Source organism: Streptomyces sp. NPDC001373 (assembly GCF_042895815.1).
Taxonomy (GTDB): Bacteria; Actinomycetota; Actinomycetes; order Streptomycetales; family Streptomycetaceae; genus Streptomyces.
This window is the reverse complement of sequence record NZ_JBIAWQ010000034.1, coordinates 12,380-32,163: the sequence shown is the minus strand read 5'-3', so window position 1 is coordinate 32,163 and position 19,784 is coordinate 12,380. Positions and strand designations below refer to the sequence as shown.

Here is a 19,784-nt window from a genome sequence, read left to right as displayed (position 1 = left end):
GGCCGCAAGACCAGGGCCCTGTCCGTCTCCCACGCCTTCCACTCGCCGTTGATGGACCCGATGCTCGACGCGTTCCGCGAGGTCGTCGCATCGGTTGCCTTCGGCGCCCCGTCCCTGCCGGTTGTCTCCGCCCTCACCGGGCGGATGGTCTCCGCCGAGGAGTTCGGCTCGGCCGACTACTGGGTGCGCCATGTCCGTGAGGCCGTCCGCTTCGCCGACGCCGTCGCCACCCTCGCCGCATACGACGTGCGCACCTTCCTGGAGATCGGCCCCGGCGGGGTCCTGACCGCCCTCACCCAGGAGCTCCTGGACGAACGCGCCCTCACCGTGCCCGTCCTGCGGACCGACCGCGCCGAGCCCCTGGCCGTCACCACCGCCCTCGCCCGGCTCCACGTCCACGGCACCCCCGTCGACTGGCAGGCGGTCCTCGCAGGCCGCGGCGCCCGCCACGTCGACCTGCCCACCTACCCCTTCCAGTACGAGCACTACTGGCTCGACGCACCGGCCGGTACGGGCGACGTCACCGCCGCCGGACTGACCGGCGCCGACCACGCCCTCTTCGGGGCCACGGCCCTGCTGCCCGACGGCGCGGGCTCCCTGCTCACCGGACGCCTCTCCCTCACCACCCACCCCTGGCTGGCGGACCACGCCGTCTCCGGCGTGACCCTGCTCCCCGGTACGGCCTTCCTGGAGATGGCCGTACGCGCCGGCGACGAACTCGGCGGCGGCCGCGTCGAAGAACTCGCCCTCGCCGCACCCCTGGTCCTTCCGGAGCAGGGCGCGGTCCAGATCCGGGTGCTCGTCGGCGCCGCGGAAGAGGACTCGGGCCGTCGGACGGTGAAGATCTACTCCCGCCCCGAAACCGCCGCCGAGGCCGACGGGGAGGATTCCTGGACGCGCCACGCGACCGGATTCCTCGTCCCCGACACCGGACGGACGCAGCCGGAAACGGACGCCACCTGGCCCCCCGCGGACGCCACCGCCGTCGACCTCCACGACTGCTACGACCGGCTGGCCGACGCCGGCTTCGACTACGGCCCGGTGTTCCAGGGGCTGCGCGCCCTCTGGCGGCGCGGCCAGGACGAGCTGTTCGCCGAGGTCGCGCTGCCCGACGGGACGCCGGTCGACGGGTTCGCCGTGCACCCCGCGCTGCTCGACGCGGCCCTGCACGCCATGAGCGTCGGGGAGTTCCTCGGCACCGGCCACGCCGGCCGGCTCCCGTTCGCCTGGAGCGGTGTGAACGTGTACGGCAGCGGCGCCGAGACCCTGCGGGTCCGCCTGACCCGGGCCGCATCCGGGACGGACACGGTGGAGCTGCGGATCGGCGACGCCCTGGGACGGCCCGTCGCCTCGGTCGACTCGCTGCTCCTGCGCACGGTCACCCCCGAGCAGCTCGCCGAGGCCGGCGCCGCCGCCCAAGGCGGTACGGGGCTGCGGGACGCGCTGTTCCGGGTGGCGTGGGAGCGGTGCGAACCGGCCGCGGAGCCCGAGTCCGCCGCACCGGTCCGGTGCGAGCGCCTCGCCGACCTGGTCGGCGCCTCCGTACCCGGGAACGTGGCCGTCGTGCTGCCGGGTGCGGGGGAGGGGGCCGCACCGGCCGCCGCCACGCGCCGCGTCCTGGAGCTGCTTCAGGAGTGGCTCCGAGAGGACCGGTTCGCCGGCTCGCGCCTGGTGCTCGTGACGCGCGGCGCGGTCGACGCGACCGCCGCCACCGGGGCCGGGGCGCACGCCGTCGACCCCGCGCAGGCCGCCGTCTGGGGTCTCGTACGTTCCGCCCAGTCGGAGAACCCCGGCCGGTTCGTGCTGGTGGACTCCGACGGCGACGAGGACACCGCCGCGCTGGCGGCCGCCGTCGCCTGCGACGAGCCGCAGGTGGCGCTCCGTGACGGGGCCCTGCTCGTCCCGCGGCTCGTACGGGCAGGCGAACCGGGCCCGGCCGAGCACGCCCCCGTCGCCTTCCCGGTCGGCGGCACGGTGCTCATCACCGGCGCGTCGGGTGCGCTGGGCCGACTGGTCGCCCGCCACCTCGTCACCGTCCACGGAGTGCGGCACCTGCTGCTGGCCAGTCGCCGGGGCCAGGACGCGCCCGGAGCGGCCGAGTTCACGCGGGAGCTGCGGGAGCTGGGCGCCGAGACCCGGACCGTGGCCTGTGACGTCGCGGACCGTGACGAACTCGCCTTCCTGCTGGCGACGGTCCCCGCCGAACACCCGCTGGCTGCCGTCGTCCACGCGGCCGGGGTGACCGACGACGGCACCGTCGCCTCCCTCACCCCGGACCGCGTCGACCGGGTGTTCCGCCCGAAGGCCGACGCGGCCCTCAACCTCCACGAACTGACCCGCGACGCCGGCCTGTCCGCCTTCGTCCTGTTCTCCTCCGCCGCCGGCACCCTCGGCAGCGCCGGACAGGCCAACTACTGCGCCGCGAACTCCTTCCTCGACGCCCTGGCCGCGTCCCGCCGGGCCGAGGGGCTCCCCGCGGTGTCCCTCGCCTGGGGCCTGTGGGCACAGAGCAGCACCCTCACGGCCGGGCTGGCCGCCGCCGACCGGCACAGGATCAGCCGCTCCGGACTGATCGCCCTGGAGGCGGAGGAGGGCCTGGCCCTCTTCGACGCCGCCTGCCGCTCCGAGCGGGCCGTGCTGGTCCCGGCCCGCCTGGACACCGAGGCGCTGCACGCCCAGGCCCGTGCGGGCGCCCTGCCGCCGCTGCTGCGGAAGCTGGTGCGCACTTCCTTACGGCGCAGCCTCGAAGAAGCCCCGCGGGCGGCGACCGGCCAGACCACGGCGGCCGGCCGGCTCGCCGCGCTGCCGACGGACGAGCGGCACGCGTTCGTCCTCGACCTGGTCCGCACCCAGGTGGCGGCCGTCCTCGGGCACGCGTCCGCACGGTCGGTCGCGGTGGACCGGCAGTTCAGGGATCTCGGCTTCGACTCGCTGACCGCCGTCGAACTCCGCAACACCCTCAACTCCGCCACCGGACTCCGGCTGCCCGCCACCCTCGTCTTCGACCACCCGACGCCCGAGGCACTGACCCGCCTGCTGCTCACCGAACTGTTGGGCACGGACGCCGATCCGGCGCAGCCGGCCACGGCCGTCCAGGTCGCCTCCGTCGAGGATCCGATCGCGATCGTGGGGATGAGCTGCCGGTATCCGGGTGGGGTGCGTTCTCCGGAGGATCTGTGGCGGTTGGTCGCGGAGGGTGGTGACGCGGTCGGCGGGTTCCCGGTGGACCGTGGCTGGGCGCTGGACGAGCTGTTTCACCCGGATCCGGATCACGCGGGGACGAGTTATGCCCGTGAGGGCGGGTTCCTGTACGAGGCGGGGGAGTTCGATGCCGCGTTCTTCGGGATCTCGCCGCGTGAGGCGCTGGCGATGGATCCCCAGCAGCGGTTGCTGTTGGAGACCTCGTGGGAGGTGTTCGAGCGGGCCGGTATCGACCCGGCGACGCTGAAGGGCTCGCGTACCGGGGTGTTCGCCGGGGTCATGTACCACGACTACGGCTCCCGGCTCGGCGGGACCGTACCCGAAGGGCTCGAAGGACACCTCGGCATGGGCACCTCCGGCAGCGTGGCCTCGGGCCGGCTCTCGTACACCTTCGGCCTGGAGGGGCCGGCGGTGACCGTGGACACGGCCTGCTCCTCGTCCCTGGTGGCCCTGCACCTCGCGGCGCAGGCCCTGCGCCAGGGCGAGTGCTCCATGGCCCTCGTGGGCGGGGTCACCGTCATGGCGACCCCCAACACCTTCGTCGAGTTCAGCCGCCAGCGCGGGCTGGCCGCCGACGGCCGCTGCAAGGCGTTCTCCGCAGGCGCCGACGGCACCGGCTGGGCCGAGGGCGCCGGCATGCTCCTGGTGGAGCGGCTGTCCGACGCCCGCCGCAACGGCCACCGGGTGCTCGCGGTGGTCCGCGGGTCGGCGGTGAACCAGGACGGCGCGTCCAACGGCCTGACCGCCCCGAACGGGCCGGCGCAGCAGCGCGTGATCCGCCAAGCCCTGGCGCAGGCGGGCCTGTCGGCGGGTGACGTGGACGCCGTCGAGGCGCACGGCACGGGCACCACCCTCGGCGATCCGATCGAGGCCCAGGCCCTCCTGGCCACCTACGGGCAGGAGCGGGACGCGGACCGGCCGCTGTGGCTGGGCTCGCTGAAGTCCAACATCGGTCATACGCAGGCCGCGGCCGGTGTGGCGGGTGTGATCAAGATGGTGATGGCCATGCGCCACGGAGTCCTCCCCAGGACCCTCCACGCCGACGAGCCGTCCCCCCACATCGACTGGTCGACGGGGACGGTACGGCTGCTGACCGAGGCCCGTGAGTGGGCCGTGGACGGCGGCCGTCCGCGCCGGGCGGGCGTCTCCTCCTTCGGCGTCAGCGGCACCAACGCCCACGTCGTCCTGGAACACGTCCCCGGCACGGAACCCGGCCCGGCAGCCACCGGCGCTTCCGCCGACTCCGGAGCCGTCGCGTGGGTGCTGTCCGCCAAGGACGAGACCTCCCTGCGTGCCCAGGCGCAGCGCCTCGCGGAGCACGTCAGCGGGCACCCGGCCCTCGGACTCGCCGACATCGGACGCTCGCTCGCCGTGTCACGCGCCTCGATGGAACTGCGGTCCGCCGTGGTCGGGGCCGGCCGCGAGGAGCTGCTGGCAGGCCTGGAGGCCATCGCCACCGGCCGGCAGGCGGCCGGTGTCGTACGCGGTGAAGCCGAGTCCGCCGACGGCAGCAGGACGGCCTTCCTGTTCTCGGGGCAGGGGAGCCAGCGCCCGGGGATGGGGCGTGAACTGCACGCCGCATTCCCGGTGTTCGCGCAGGCCTTCGACGCGGTGTGCGGGGCCCTGGACCCGCATCTCGAACTCCCGCTGCGGGAGGTGGTGTTCGGTGCGGACGCGGAGCTGCTGGACCGGACCGGATACGCGCAGTCGGCGTTGTTCGCGGTGGAGGTGGCGTTGTTCCGGCTGGTGGAGTCCTGGGGTGTGCGTCCGGACTTCCTGGCGGGGCATTCGGTGGGGGAGTTCGCGGCGGCTCATGTCGCGGGTGTGCTGTCGTTGGAGGATGCGGCGAGGCTGGTGGCCGCGCGCGGTCGGCTGATGCAGGCGCTTCCCCCGGGCGGGGTGATGGTCGCGGTCGAGGCTTCCGAGGAGGAGGTGCGGGAGCTGCTGGCGGGGCTGGAGGACCGGGCGGGCATCGCGGCCGTCAACGGGCCCACGTCCGTGGTGGTTTCGGGTGCCGAGGACGCCGTGGCCACGGTTGTGGACCGGCTGTCCGCCGGGGGCCGCAAGACCAGGGCCCTGTCCGTCTCCCACGCCTTCCACTCGCCGTTGATGGATCCGATGCTCGACGCGTTCCGCGAGGTCGTCGCATCGGTCGCCTTCGAGGCGCCGACGCTTCCCGTCGTGTCCACCCTCACCGGGCGGACCGTCTCGGCGGAGGAGCTCTGCTCGGCCGACTACTGGGTGCGCCATGTCCGTGAGGCCGTCCGCTTCGCAGATGCCGTCGCCACCCTCGCCGCAGACGACGTGCGCACCTTCCTGGAGATCGGCCCCGGCGGGGTGCTGACCGCCCTCACCCAGGAGGTCCTGGACGAGCGGGCGGTGGCCGTCGCGGTCCTGCGCGCCGACCGTCCCGAGGAGCTCGCCGTCACCACCGCGCTCGCCCGGCTCCACGTCCACGGCACCCCCGTCGACTGGGCCGCCGTCCACGCCGGACCGGCCCGTCACCCCGTCGACCTGCCCACCTACGCCTTCCACCACCGCCGCTACTGGCTCGACCCGGTCGCCCCGGCCGGTGACGTGGCCGCCGCCGGACTCGTGGACGCCGAGCACCCCTTCCTGGGGGCGGCCGTGCCCCTCGCCGACGGCCAGGGTGCCCTGCTGACCGGCAGGCTGTCCCCGGCCACCCACCCCTGGCTCACCGACCACACCGTGATGGACACGGTCCTGCTGCCCGGCACCGCACTGGTCGACCTGGCGCTGCGCGCCGCCGACGAGGTGCGCTGCGACCGGGTGGACGAGCTGACCCTCGGCGCGCCGCTCGTGCTCCGCGAGGACGGCGCCGTGCAGCTCCAGGCCGTCGTCAGCGGGCCCGACGCGACCGGGCACCGTACGGTCAACCTCTACTCCCGCCCCGAGACCGCCGATTCCACCGAGCCGTGGACCTGCCACGCCACGGGTGTGGTCTCCGTGCAAGCCCACGGAGAGCAGGAGCAGCCCTCCGGCCTCTCCGCGTGGCCGGCACCGGGGGCCGAGTCCCTGGACACCGGCGGCGCGTACGAGCGGCTGGCCGGCCTCGGCCTCGAGTACGGACCGGTGTTCCAGGGCCTGCACGGGCTCTGGCGGCGCGGCGACGAGGTCTTCGCCGAGGTACGGCTGCCCGAGGAGACCGCGGTCACCGGCTTCGGCGTCCACCCCGCCCTGCTGGACGCGTCCCTCCACGCGATCGGCCTCGCCGGCCTGCTGCCCGATGCCGGACGCGGCCGGATCCCCTTCGCCTGGAACGGGGTGACCGTCCACGCCACCGGCGCCCGCGCCCTGCGGGTCAGGATCGTCCCGGCCGGCGCCGACTCGGTGGCCCTGCTGACCACCGACGAGGCCGGGCGGCCCGTGGCCTCCGTCGACTCCCTGGTGCTGCGCCCCGTCTCGGCGGAGCAGCTGGCCGAGGCCGGGCGGGCACAGGGGCGGCAGGAGTCCCTCTACCGGCTCGACTGGACCCCCCTTCCCCTCACCCCTGAGGACTCCGTGGACCGTCCCGGCGGGCAGTGGACCCTCGTCGGAGGCGACGACGGACTGCGCGCGGCACTGGAGGACTCCGGCATGGACGTCGTCTTCCGCACCGATCTGGTGGATCCGCCCGGCGGAGGGGAGGGGCCGGCGCCCGCCGTCCTCCTCGCGGCCGTCGACGTCCGCCCCGACCGGGACCACCCCGTCGCCCACGTCCACGCGACGGCCCACCGCGCCCTGGAGCTGCTCCAGCGGTGGCTCGCCGACGAACGGTACGCCGGTTCCCGGCTGGCCGTCCTGACCTGCAACGCCGTCGCCGCCAAGGGGCGCGGCGAGGAGGACCGCGACAAGGAGGTGGACCCGGCGCAGGCCGCGATCTGGGGCCTGGTGCGTTCGGCGCAGGCGGAGAACCCGGGCCGCTTCGTCCTGGTCGACCTCGACCGCGACCCGGCGTCGGCGCGGGCCCTGCCCGCCCTGCCGGCCTCGGGCGAGGAGCAGTTCGCCGTACGCGGCGGGGCGGTCCTCGTCCCCCGGCTGGCACGGACCGGACCCCCGGTCCTGCCCGGCGGGGCCGGACCCGCGTTCACGGCCGACGGCACGGTCCTCGTCACCGGCGCCTCGGGCGTACTGGGCGGGCACGTCGCCCGGCACCTGGTCACCGGGCACGGGGTGCGTCACCTGCTGCTCGTCAGCCGGCGGGGCGCCGCCGCCGAGGGCATGCCCGGACTGGAGGCGGAGCTGACCGCCCTGGGGGCCCGGGTCACCGTGGAGGCCTGCGACGTGGCCGACCGCGAGGCCCTCGCCCGGGTGCTGGCCGCCGTACCCGATGCGCACCCCCTGACCGGTGTGGTGCACGTGGCGGGGGTGACCGACGACGGGATCCTGACCGGTCTCACGGCGGAGCGCATCGACCGCGTCTTCCGTCCCAAGGTGGACGCCGCCCTGCACCTGGACGAGCTCACCCGGGGCATGGAGCTCTCCGCGTTCGTCCTGTTCTCCTCCGCCGCCGGTGTCTTCGGCGCGGCGGGCCAGGCCAACTACGCCGCCGCCAACGCCTTCCTGGACGCCCTCGCCCGGCAGCGCCGCGCCGCCGGCCTGCCGGCCGTGTCCCTGGCGTGGGGGCTGTGGGCCGAAAGCAGCGGCATCACCGGCGAGTTGACGGACGCCGACCGGGGCCGGATGTCACGCGGCGGTGTGCTGCCGCTGAGCACCGAGGAGGCCCTCGGCCTCTTCGACGCCGCGACGGCCCACCCGCAGAGCGCGGTCGTCCCGGTCCGCCTGAACCAGGCGGTGCTGCGCGGGCAGGCCGCGGCCGGAACCCTGCCGGCCCTGCTCGCCTCCCTGGTCCCTGTTCCGGCGCGGCGCTCCGCCGCCGACGGGGGAGCGGAGCGGGCAGCCGCGCGGCCGGGCGGTACCGGAGGAGACCTGACGGCCCGGCTGGCCGGGCTCTCCGAGACCGAACGGAGCACCCTGCTGCTGGATCTGGTGTGCGAGCACGTGGCCGCGGTCCTGGGCCTCGCCTCGCCCCGGGACGTGCGTCCCGGCCAGGCACTGCGCGACCTCGGGTTCGACTCGCTGACCGCCGTCGAGCTGCGCAACCGGCTGGGCGGGGAGACCGGGCTGCGGCTGCCCCCCACGCTCGTCTTCGACTACCCCACCCCCGCCGAACTGGCCGGCCACCTGGGGGCCGAGGCCGCCCCGGCCGGCCGGGACGTCACGGGGCTGCTCGCCGAGCTCGACCGGATCGAGACCGAGCTGCGGGGCACGGCGACGGACGACGCGGACGCCCGCGACGCCGTCACGGCGCACCTGCGCCGGCTGCTGGACCGGTGGGCCGCGCCCGGCGGCCAGGCGGAGGCGGAGGCCGGCGGCGTCGCGGACGGGCTCCACACCGCGACGGACGACGAGATGTTCGACTTCATCGGCAAGGAGTTCGGGATCTCCTGAACCGCACCGTGTGCGGGGCCACGCGCGCCCCGCACCCGCCGCCCTCCGCCGTACTCCGGCCCCTCCCTGCACCCCCGCCGACACGGCCTTTCCCCGGCCCTCCCGGCCCTCCCGCCCCCCGACCGCACGGGCCTCACGGCCCCCGGCCCGTACGGGCTCGATGCAAAAGGTGACCCCAGTGACTGACCCCCAGGCGAACAACAACGAGGAAAAGCTCCGCTACTTCCTCAAGCGGGTATCGGCGGACCTGCACGAGGCCCGCGAGCGGCTGCGGGACCTCGACGAGGCCCGCCACGAGCCGATCGCCATCGTCGCGACGAGCTGCCGCTTCCCCGGCGGGATCACCACCCCCGAGGGGCTCTGGGAGTTCCTCGCGGAGGGCGGGGACGCCATCACCGGGTTCCCCGCCGACCGGGGCTGGGACCTGGAAGGGCTCTACGACCCCGACCCGGACACCCGGGGCACCAGCCACGTCCGCGAGGGCGGATTCCTCGACGGCATCGGCCTCTTCGACGCCGGCCTCTTCGAGATCTCGCCCCGCGAGGCGCTCACCATGGACCCCCAGCAGCGGCTCCTCCTGGAGTCCTGCTGGGAGGCGTTCGAGCGGGCCGGCATCGACCCCACCTCGCTCAAGGGCAGCCGGACCGGGGTGTTCACCGGCGTCATGTACCACGACCACTCGGCCCTGCTCCAGCAGGCGGTGGAGGACGTCGACGGCTACATCGGCACCGGCAGCGCGGCCAGCGTGGTCTCCGGCCGGGTGTCCTACACCTTCGGCCTCGAAGGACCGGCCGTCACCGTGGACACGGCCTGCTCCTCCTCCCTCGTCGCCCTGCACCTGGCGGTGCGGGCCCTGCGCGAGGGCGAATGCGACCTGGCCCTCGCGGGCGGCGTCACCACCATGCTCACCCCCACCTCCTTCGTGGACTTCAGCCGCCAGCGCGGCCTGGCCGTGGACGGCCGCTGCAAGCCCTTCGCGGCGGCGGCCGACGGCACCGGCTGGGGCGAGGGCCTCGGCCTGCTCCTCGTGGAGCGGCTCTCCGACGCCCGCCGCAACGGCCACCCGGTCCTCGCCGTGGTCCGCGGCTCCGCCGTCAACCAGGACGGCGCCTCCAACGGTCTGACCGCCCCCAACGGCCCCTCCCAGCAGCGGGTCATCCGCCACGCCCTGGCCGACGCCCGGCTGGGCCCCGCCGACGTGGACGCGGTGGAGGCCCACGGCACGGGCACCACCCTCGGCGACCCCATCGAGGCCCAGGCCCTCCTGGCCACCTACGGACAGGGGCGCGCGGAGGACCGGCCGCTGTGGCTGGGCTCGCTCAAGTCCAACATCGGGCACACCCAGGCGGCGGCCGGCGTCGGCGGCGTGATCAAGATGGTCGAGGCCCTGCGCCACGGCCTGCTCCCCAGGACCCTGCACGTGGACTCCCCGTCCCCGCACGTCGACTGGTCCTCCGGCGCGGTCCGCCTGCTCACCGAGCCCGTCCCCTGGAAGGAGGGCGACCGGCCCCGCAGGGCGGCCGTCTCCTCCTTCGGGTTCAGCGGCACCAACGCCCACGTCGTCCTGGAGGAGCCGCCCCACCCGGAACCGGCACCGGAGCCCGCCGAGGCGTCGGCCCCCCGGCGCACGGCCGGCCGCACGCCCGTGCTGCTGTCCGGGAAGAACCCGGCCGCCCTGCGCGCACAGGCCGCCCGCCTCCTGCGCCACACCACCGACCACCCCGAACAGTCCCTGGCCGACCTCGGCCTCTCCACGGCGACGACCCGGGCCGCACTGGACCACCGCGCCGTCGTCGTCGCCTCGGACCCCGAAGGACTGCGCCGGGCCCTGGACCTGCTGGCCCGGGGCGAGAACACCCCCGACACCACGGACGGCAGCACGGCGACGGGGGTGGTCCTGCCCCGCAGCCGCACCGCGTTCCTCTTCTCGGGCCAGGGCAGCCAGCGCCCCGGCATGGGACGCGAGCTGTACGCGGTCCACCCCGTGTTCGCCGAAGCCTTCGACGCCGTCTGCGCCGCCCTGGACCCGCACCTCGAAGGCCCCCTGAAGGAGGTGGTGTTCGGCACGGACAGCGGCCCCCTGAACGGGACCGGGCACGCGCAGCCGGCCCTGTTCGCGCTCCAGGTGGCCCTGTTCCGGCTGGTGGAGTCCTGGGGCGTGCGCCCGGACCTGCTGGCCGGGCATTCCGTGGGCGAGTTCGCCGCGGCCCACGTGGCCGGGGTGTTCTCCCTCGACGACGCGGCCCGCCTGGTGGCCGCCCGGGCCCGCCTCATGCAGGCGCTGCCCGCCGGCGGAGTGATGGCCGCCGTCGAGGCCTCCGAACTGGAGGTGTGCGAGCTGCTGGCCGGGTACGAGGACCGGGCCGCGATCGCCGCCGTCAACGGGCCCGCCTCCGTGGTGGTCTCGGGCGCCGCCGAGGCCGTCGCCGCCGTCGTCGGCCGGCTGTCCGCCCAGGGCCGCAAGTCCAGGGAGCTGCCGGTCTCCCACGCCTTCCACTCCCCGCTGATGGACCCGATGCTGGCGGAGTTCCGCAAGGCCTTCGACGGGGTGTCCTTCGCAACGCCGTCCCTGCCGGTCGTCTCCACCCTCACGGGCCGCCCCGTGCCGGCCGACGAGTTCCGCTCCGCCGACTACTGGGTACGGCACGTCCGCGAGACCGTCCGGTTCGCCGACGCGGTCGGCTCCCTCGCCGCCGAAGGCGCGGGCACCTTCCTGGAGATCGGCCCCGGCGGCGTCCTGGCCGCCCTCGCCGCGCACCTCCTCGACGACGGCGCCGTCGTGGTCCCCGCCCTGCGCGCCGACCGGCCCGAGGACCTGGCCGTCACCACCGCCGTCGCCCGCCTCCACGTCCACGGCACGCCCGTCGACTGGGAGGGGGTCTTCGCGGGCCGCGGCGCCCGCCGCGTGGACCTGCCCACCTACGCCTTCCAGCGCGAGGAGTACCGGCTCGAGACCCGGCCCGCCACCGGCGACCTCTCCGGCGCGGGCCTGCGCCCCGCCGGCCACCCGCTGCTCGGCGCCGCCGTGACCCTGGCCCACGGCGAGGGCGTCCTGCTGACCGGCCGCGTCTCGCTCACCACGCACCCCTGGCTCGCCGACCACCGCGTCCTGGGCAGCCCCCTCCTGCCGGGCACCGCCCTCGTCGAGCTGGCCGTCCGCGCCGGGGACCAGGCCGGATGCGGCCGGATCGAGCAGCTCACCCTGGAGGCCCCGCTCGTCCTGCCCCCGCAGGGCGGGGTACGGCTCCAGGCCGTCGTCGAGACCGCCGACGCCCACGGCCGGCGCGGCGTACGCCTCTACTCCCAGCCGGACGAGACACTCGACGCCGACGCCTGGACCTGCCACGCCTCCGGCCTCCTGGCCCCCACCCCCGTTGCCGCCCCGGACCCCTCCGCGCCCGCCCCGTGGCCCCCGGCCGACGCCGAACCCGCCGACCCCGAGACCCTCTACGACCGGATGACCGGCCTCGGCCTGGAGTACGGCCCCCTGTTCCGGGGGATCCGCGCGGGCTGGCGGCGCGGCGAGGAGCTCTTCGCCGAGATCGCCCTGCCCGACGGCACCGACACCACCGGATTCGGCCTGCACCCCGCGCTCTTCGACGCCGCCCTCCACACCGCCGCCCTCGGCGACACCCCGCACGACGGCGGGCCCCGCATCCCCTTCGAATGGAACGGGGTGACCCTGCACGCGACCGGAGCCACCACCCTCCGGGTCCGCCTGGCCCCCGCGCCCGACGCGGAGGACGCCGTCACGCTGCACCTCGCGGACGGAGCGGGACGGCCCGTGCTCTCCGTGGACTCCCTGGTGCTGCGCCCCGTGGCGGCCGAACAGCTGGCCGCGGCGGCGTCCCGCGGCGACGGGCTGTTCCGGCAGGTGTGGACCCCCGCGGACCCCGCCACGGCCGGGCCCGCCACGCCCGCCCCCGTCACCCTGCTCGACTCGCTCGCCGCCCTGCACGCCGAGGCCGCCCCGGCCCCGGACACCGTGGCCGTCACGGTCACCGTGCCGGACGAGGGCCACACCCCCGGGGCGGACCCGGCCGAGCGGCCCGCCGAGGCCGCCGAGGCCGCACTCGCCCTCGTCCGGGAATGGCTCGCGGACGCCCGCTGCACGGACTCGCGCCTGCTGCTCGTCACCCGGGGCGCCGTCGCCACCGACCCGGCGGAAGGCGCCGACCCGGCGCAGGCCGCCGTCTGGGGGCTGGTGCGCTCGGCGCAGTCCGAGAACCCCGGCCGCCTCCTCCTCGTCGACACGGGGGCCGGCACCGCCGACCCGGACCCCGTCCTGCTCGCCGCCGCGGCCGCCACCGGCGAACCGCAGCTCGCGGTCCGCGGAGGAGTCCTGCTCGCACCCCGGCTGGCCCGCGCCGACGCACCGGCGGCCGGAGGCGACCCCGACGGAGCAGCCGGCCCGGCCCCGGTGTTCCCGGCCGACGGCACCGTCCTGGTGACCGGAGCCTCCGGCACCCTGGGACGCCTGGTGGCCCACCATCTCGTGGCCCGGCACGGGGTCCGCAGGCTGCTGCTCCTCAGCCGCAGCGGCCCCGACGCCGACGGCGCCCGGGAGTTCGCGGCCGAACTCGCCGCCCTGGGAGCCGTGGCGGACACCGTGGCCTGCGACGTGGCCGACCGGCAGGCCCTCTCCGCCCTGCTGGCGGCACTACCCGCCGCGCACCCGCTGACCGCCGTGGTCCACGCGGCGGGCGTCACCGACGACGGCGTCGTCCCCGCCCTCACCCCGGAACGGATCCGGCGGGTGTTCGCACCCAAGGTCGCGGGCGCGCTCCACCTGCACGAACTCACCCGTGACCTGGACCTCTCCGCCTTCGTCCTCTTCTCCTCCGCCGCCGGCGTCTTCGGCAACCCCGGCCAGGGCAACTACGCCGCCGCCAACGCCGCCCTGGACGCCCTCGCCCAGCAGCGCCGCGCGGCCGGCCTGCCCGCGGTCTCCCTGGCCTGGGGACTGTGGGCCCGCAGCAGCGCCCTGACCGCCGGCCTCGCCGAGGCCGACCAGCGCCGCATCGGCCGCTCCGGACTCCTCGCCCTGGGGACCGACGAGGGCCTCGGCCTCCTCGACCGCGCCCTCGGCTCCGCCGACGCCCTGCTCGTACCCGTCCGCTGGGACCTGCCCGTCCTGCGCGAACAGGCCCGCGCCGGCACCCTGCCCACCCTCCTGCGGGACCTTGTCCCCGCCCCCGTGCGCCGCGGCGAGGCCGTCGCGGCCGCAGCGCCCGACGACGCCCGCTCCGCCCTGACCGAACGGCTGGCCGGCCTGCCCGAGGCGGGCCGGTCAGCCCTGCTGGTCGACCTCGTCCGCACCCACGCCTCCGCCGTCCTGGGGCACGGCCGCCCCGAATCCGTCCAGGCCGGCCAGGCCTTCCGGGAACTCGGCTTCGACTCCCTGACCGCCGTCGAACTCCGCAACCGCCTCGCCTCGGCGACCGGCGTACGCCTCCCCGCCGGCCTGGTCTTCGACCACCCCACCCCGGACGCCCTCGCCCGCCACCTCCTGCACCGCCTGACGGACACCCCCCGCCCCGGAGGCGCCACCCGCACGGCCGCCCCCGCCGGGACGGCCACCGACGAACCCGTCGCCATCGTCGCCATGGGCTGCCGCTACCCCGGCGGAGTACGGTCCCCCGAGGACCTGTGGCGGCTGCTCACCGCCGGCACCGACGCCATCGCCGGCTTCCCCGAGGACCGGGGCTGGGACCTCGACCTCCTCTCCGTGAGCGGCGGAACCGCCGGATCCAGCAGCACCCTGCGAGGCGGATTCCTCTACGACGCGGGCGAGTTCGACGCCGCCTTCTTCGGGATCTCCCCCCGCGAGGCCCTCGCCATGGACCCCCAGCAGCGGCTCCTGCTGGAAACCTCCTGGGAGGCCTTCGAACGCGCCGGCATCGACCCGGCCACCCTGCGCGGCTCCCGGACCGGCGTGTTCACGGGCGTCATGTACCACGACTACGCCTCGTCCCTCCAGAGCGTGCCCGAAGGGGTGGAGGGCTTCCTCGGCACCGGCAACTCCGGCAGCGTCGTCTCGGGCCGGCTCTCCTACACCTTCGGCCTGGAAGGGCCCGCGGTCACGGTCGACACGGCCTGCTCCTCCTCCCTCGTCGCCCTGCACCTGGCCGTCCAGTCCCTGCGCCGGGGCGAATGCGAACTCGCCCTCGCGGGCGGGGTGACCGTGATGGCCGGCCCCGGCGCCTTCATCGAGTTCAGCCGCCAGCGCGGACTGGCCGCCGACGGCCGCTGCAAGGCCTTCTCCGCCGGCGCCGACGGCACCGGCTGGGCGGAAGGCGCGGGCGTGCTGCTGGTGGAACGGCTCTCGGACGCCCTGCGCCACGGCCATCCCGTCCTCGCGGTCGTCCGCGGCTCGGCGGTCAACCAGGACGGCGCCTCGAACGGGCTCACCGCCCCCAACGGCCCCGCCCAGCAGCGGGTGATCGAGCAGGCTCTGGCGAACGCCGGGCTCTCCGCGGCCGACGTGGACGCGGTGGAGGCGCACGGCACCGGCACCCGGCTCGGCGATCCGATCGAGGCGCAGGCGCTGCTGGCGACGTACGGCCGGGAGCGGGAGGCGGAGCGGCCGCTGTGGCTGGGGTCCCTGAAGTCGAACATCGGGCACACCCAGGCGGCGGCGGGGGTGGGCGGGATCATCAAGATGGTCGAGGCGATGCGCCACGGCGTCCTGCCCCGGACCCTGCACGCCGAGGAGCCCTCCCCGCACATCGACTGGACCTCGGGCGCCGTGCGGCTGCTCACCGAGCCCGTGGAATGGGCGCAGGGGCCCCGGCCCCGGAGGGCGGCCGTCTCCTCGTTCGGCTTCAGCGGCACCAACGCCCACGTCGTCCTCGAACAGGCCCCGGACACCCCGGCCGAGACAGGCCCCGCCGCGCCGTTCGCGGCGCCGTGGCTGCTCTCCGCCAAGAGCCCGGAAGCCCTGCGCGCGCAGGCCCGCGCCCTCCTGCCGTACGTCCAGGACCCGGACCGGGCGGTACTGGACGTGGCCTACGCCCTGGCCACGGGCCGCAGCGCCCTGGAACACCGCGCGGCCGTGACCGCGGAGGACCCGGACGGGATGCGGGAAGCCCTGACCGCGCTGGCGCACGGAGCGCCCTCCCGCGCGGTGGTCCGGGCCACGGCCGCACCGGGGAGCGGGAAGCACGCGTTCCTGTTCTCGGGGCAGGGGAGCCAGCGCCCGGGGATGGGGCGGGAACTGCACGCCGCATTCCCGGTGTTCGCGCAGGCTTTCGACGCGGTGTGCGGGGCCCTGGACCCGTACCTCGAACTCCCGCTGCGGGAGGTGGTGTTCGGTGCCGACGCGGAGCTGCTGGACCGGACCGAATACGCGCAGTCGGCGTTGTTCGCGGTGGAGGTGGCGTTGTTCCGGCTGGTGGAGTCCTGGGGTGTGCGTCCGGACTTCCTGGCGGGGCATTCGGTGGGGGAGTTCGCGGCGGCTCATGTCGCGGGTGTGCTGTCGTTGGAGGACGCGGCGAGGCTGGTGGCCGCGCGGGGCCGGCTGATGCAGGCGCTTCCCCCGGGCGGGGTGATGGTCGCGGTCCAGGCTTCCGAGGAGGAGGTGCGGGAGCTGCTGGCGGGGCTGGAGGACCGGGCGGGTATCGCGGCCGTCAACGGGCCCACGTCCGTGGTGGTTTCGGGTGCCGAGGACGCCGTGGCCACGGTTGTGGACCGGCTGTCCGCCGGGGGCCGCAAGACCAGGGCCCTGTCCGTCTCCCACGCCTTCCACTCGCCGTTGATGGACCCGATGCTCGACGCCTTCCGCGAGGTCGTCGCATCGGTCTCCTTCGAGGCGCCGACGCTTCCCGTCGTGTCCACCCTCACCGGGCGGACCGTCTCGGCCGAGGAGTTCGGCTCGGCCGACTACTGGGTGCGCCATGTCCGTGAGGCCGTCCGCTTCGCCGACGCCGTCGACTGCCTGGTCCTCGAAGGCGTCCGCACCTTCCTGGAGATCGGCCCCGGCGGGGTCCTGACCGCTCTCACCCAGGAGCTCCTGGACGAACGCGCCCTCACCGTGCCCGTCCTGCGGACCGACCGCGCCGAGCCCCTGGCCGTCACCACCGCCCTCGCCCGGCTCCACGTCCACGGCACCCCCGTCGACTGGCAGGCGGTCCTCGCAGGCCGCGGCGCCCGCCACGTCGACCTGCCCACCTACCCCTTCCAGCGCACCCGCTACTGGCTGGCGGCGGCCCCCGCCCCCGGTGACGTCTCCGCCGCCGGTCTGGCCGAGGCGGACCACCCCCTGCTCGGCGCCGCCGTCCCGCTCGCCGACGGTGAAGGGCTCGTCCTGACCGGGCGGCTGTCGCTCGCGACGCACCCCTGGCTCACCGACCACGTGGTGCTGGGCGCCGTACTCGTCCCCGGCACCGCCTTCGTGGACCTGGCGCTGCACGCCGCCCGCGCCGACGGCGTCGGCTGCGACCGGCTGGACGAGCTGACGCTCGGGGCTCCGCTCGTCCTCCCCGAGGACGGGGCCGTCCAGGTACAGGTACGGGTCGCGGCCCCCGACGCCGACGGCCGCCGGACGCTGGAGGTCCACTCACGGCCCCAGGGCGCGCCCGCCGAGGAGCCGTGGTCGAGCCACGCGGTGGGCACCCTGTCCGCCGCCGCGCCCCCCGGCGACGGGACCGGCCTGGCCGCCTGGCCCCCGCCGCAGGCCGTCCCCGTCGCCGCCGGGCCGCTGGACTCGCTGTACGAGCGGATGGCCGGCCTGGGGCTCGACTACGGTCCGCTGTTCCGCGGCGTCCGCGCCGCGTGGCGGCGGGACGGCGAGCTCTTCGCCGAACTGGAGCTCCCCGACGGGACCGACGTCTCCGGGTTCGGGCTGCACCCGGCCCTGCTGGACGCCGCCCTGCACGCGGTCGCGCTCGGCGACGGCCTTCTGGGCACGAAGTCCGGCACCGACACGGACGGGGCCGGCACGGATCGGGCGCGGGTCCCCTTCTCGTGGACCGGGGTCAGGCTGTCCGCCGCCGCCCCGTGCGGGGGCCCGGCCGCCCTCCGGGTCCGGCTGGCCCCCGCGGGCCCGGACGCCGTCTCCCTGCTGGCCGCCGACACCACCGGCCGGACCGTGGCCTCCGTGGACGCCCTGGTCCTGCGGCCGATCTCCGCCGAGCAGCTCGCCGCCGCGCGGGCCGGCCGCTTCCGGGACGCGCTGTTCCGCGTCGAGTGGACCGAGGCGCCCCCGGCCCCGCCCCTGACGCCTGCCGCGGGTCACGTCGTCGTCCGGCTGGAGGCGGAGCTCGCGGACCGCCCGGCGGAGGCGTCCGCCGCTGTGCGGTACGCGGCGGCCCGCGCCCTGGCTCTCGTACAGGAGCGGCTGGCGGCGGTCGAGGCGGGGGAGGACCCGCGCAGGCTGGTCCTCGTCACCCGGAACGCGGTCCGCGCGGGCGGGGCCGACGCGGCCGGGCCGGACCCGGCCCAGGCCGCCGTCTGGGGCCTGGTCAGGTCCGTCCAGTCCGAACACCCCGACCGGTTCGTCCTCGTGGACGTGGAGGCCGGCGTGCCCGAGGGCCCTGCCCTCGACGCCGGCCTGGCCGCGGCGCTCGCCACCGGGGAGCCGCAGTGCGCCGTCCGGGAGGGCAGCGTGCTCGTGCCGCGCCTGGCGCGTACGGGAGCCGCAGCGGCCACGGCGGACGCCTCCGCCCTGGGGCTGGACCCGGCCGGTACGGTCCTGGTGACCGGGGCGACCGGCGCCCTGGGCCGGCTGGTGGCCCGGCACCTGGTGTCCGCGCACGGCGCGCGCCGCCTCCTGCTGACCAGTCGCCGGGGGCCCGACGCCGAGGGCGCGGCCGACCTCGCCGCCGAACTGGGCGCCCTGGGCGCCGAGGTGACCCTCGCGGCCTGCGACGCGGCCGACCGGAACGCGCTCGCCGCCCTGCTCGACGGGATCCCCGCCGCCCACCCGCTCACCGCGGTGGTCCACGCGGCCGGTGTGCTCGACGACGCCCCCGTCGGCTCGCTCACCGCCGAACGCCTCGACCGGGTCCTCGGGCCCAAGACGGACGCGGCGCTCCACCTGCACGAACTGACCCGGGACCGGGACCTCGCGGCCTTCGTCCTGTTCTCCTCGCTCGCCGGCACCCTCGGCACGGCGGGGCAGGCCAACTACGCGGCCGCCAACGCCTGCCTGGACGCCCTCGCCCAGTCGCGTCGCGCGGCGGGACTGCCCGCCGTCTCGCTGGCCTGGGGTCCCTGGACGGGCCCCGAGGGACCGCAGGGAATGCTGGGCGAGGCCGGAGCGGCGGCCGTCGCCCGGATGGCCCGGGCGGGCGTGTCGCCGCTCTCCCCGGACGAGGGCCTCGCCCTCTTCGACGCGGCGACCGCCGTGGCCGCAGCGTCGGCGGCGGCCGGGGCATCGGCGGACGGGACGGCCGACGCCGACCCGGAGGCCGTGCTCCTGCCCGTACGGCTGAACCTGTCCGCGCCGGCCCGCCGTGCCGGGACCCGGCCCGTGCCCGCCCTGCTCCGCGGCCTCGTACGGACCCCCGCCCGGCCGGCGGCGGACCCCCCGGCGGGGACGGAGGCCCTGGCAGCGCAGCTGGCGGGGGCCTCCGACGAGAAGCGCCGGCGGATCCTCCTCGGCCTTGTCAGGGACCGGGTGGCCGCCGTGCTGGGCCACACCTCCGCCGAGACCGTCGGCGCCTCCCAGGCCTTCCGCGACCTCGGCTTCGACTCGCTGACCGCGGTGGAACTGCGCAACCACCTGGGCACGGCCACCGGGCTCCGCCTCCCGGCGAGCCTGCTGTTCGACCACCCCACCCCGGCGGCCCTCGCCGACCACCTGGCCGGCGCGCTGCCCGACGCCGGACCGGGCGCCGACGGGGAAGTCCCCTCGCTGCTCGCCGAGATCGACCGGCTGGAGACCGCGTTCGCCCGCGCCGCGCACGACCGGGCGAGCCGCGCCACCGCCGCCCTGCGGCTGGAGGTCCTCCTCGCGAAATGGCGCGAGGCCGCCTCCGGCCCCGGCACCGGCCCCGGCCCCGCACCGGCCCCGGGCCGCGAGACCGGCGGGGACACCGCGGCCGACGTGGCGCAGGCCTCCGACGAAGAGCTCTTCGACCTGCTCGACGGCGAACTCGACACCCACTGATCGACCAGCACGCCCATCCCTT

Annotated in this window: 1 protein-coding gene and 1 pseudogene; both read left to right on the top strand. The window is 76.3% G+C overall.

Annotation, left to right across the window (positions count from 1 at the left end):
* Nucleotides 1-8,652, top strand: an 8,652-nt coding sequence (locus ACFY15_RS35435; protein WP_390826895.1) for an SDR family NAD(P)-dependent oxidoreductase, incomplete at its 5' end; no start/stop codon positions are given.
* Nucleotides 8,653-8,857: 205 nt separating this feature from the next.
* Nucleotides 8,858-19,762 (top strand): annotated as a pseudogene (locus ACFY15_RS35430) (SDR family NAD(P)-dependent oxidoreductase); the annotation flags it as partial.
* Nucleotides 19,763-19,784 lie beyond the last annotated feature (22 nt).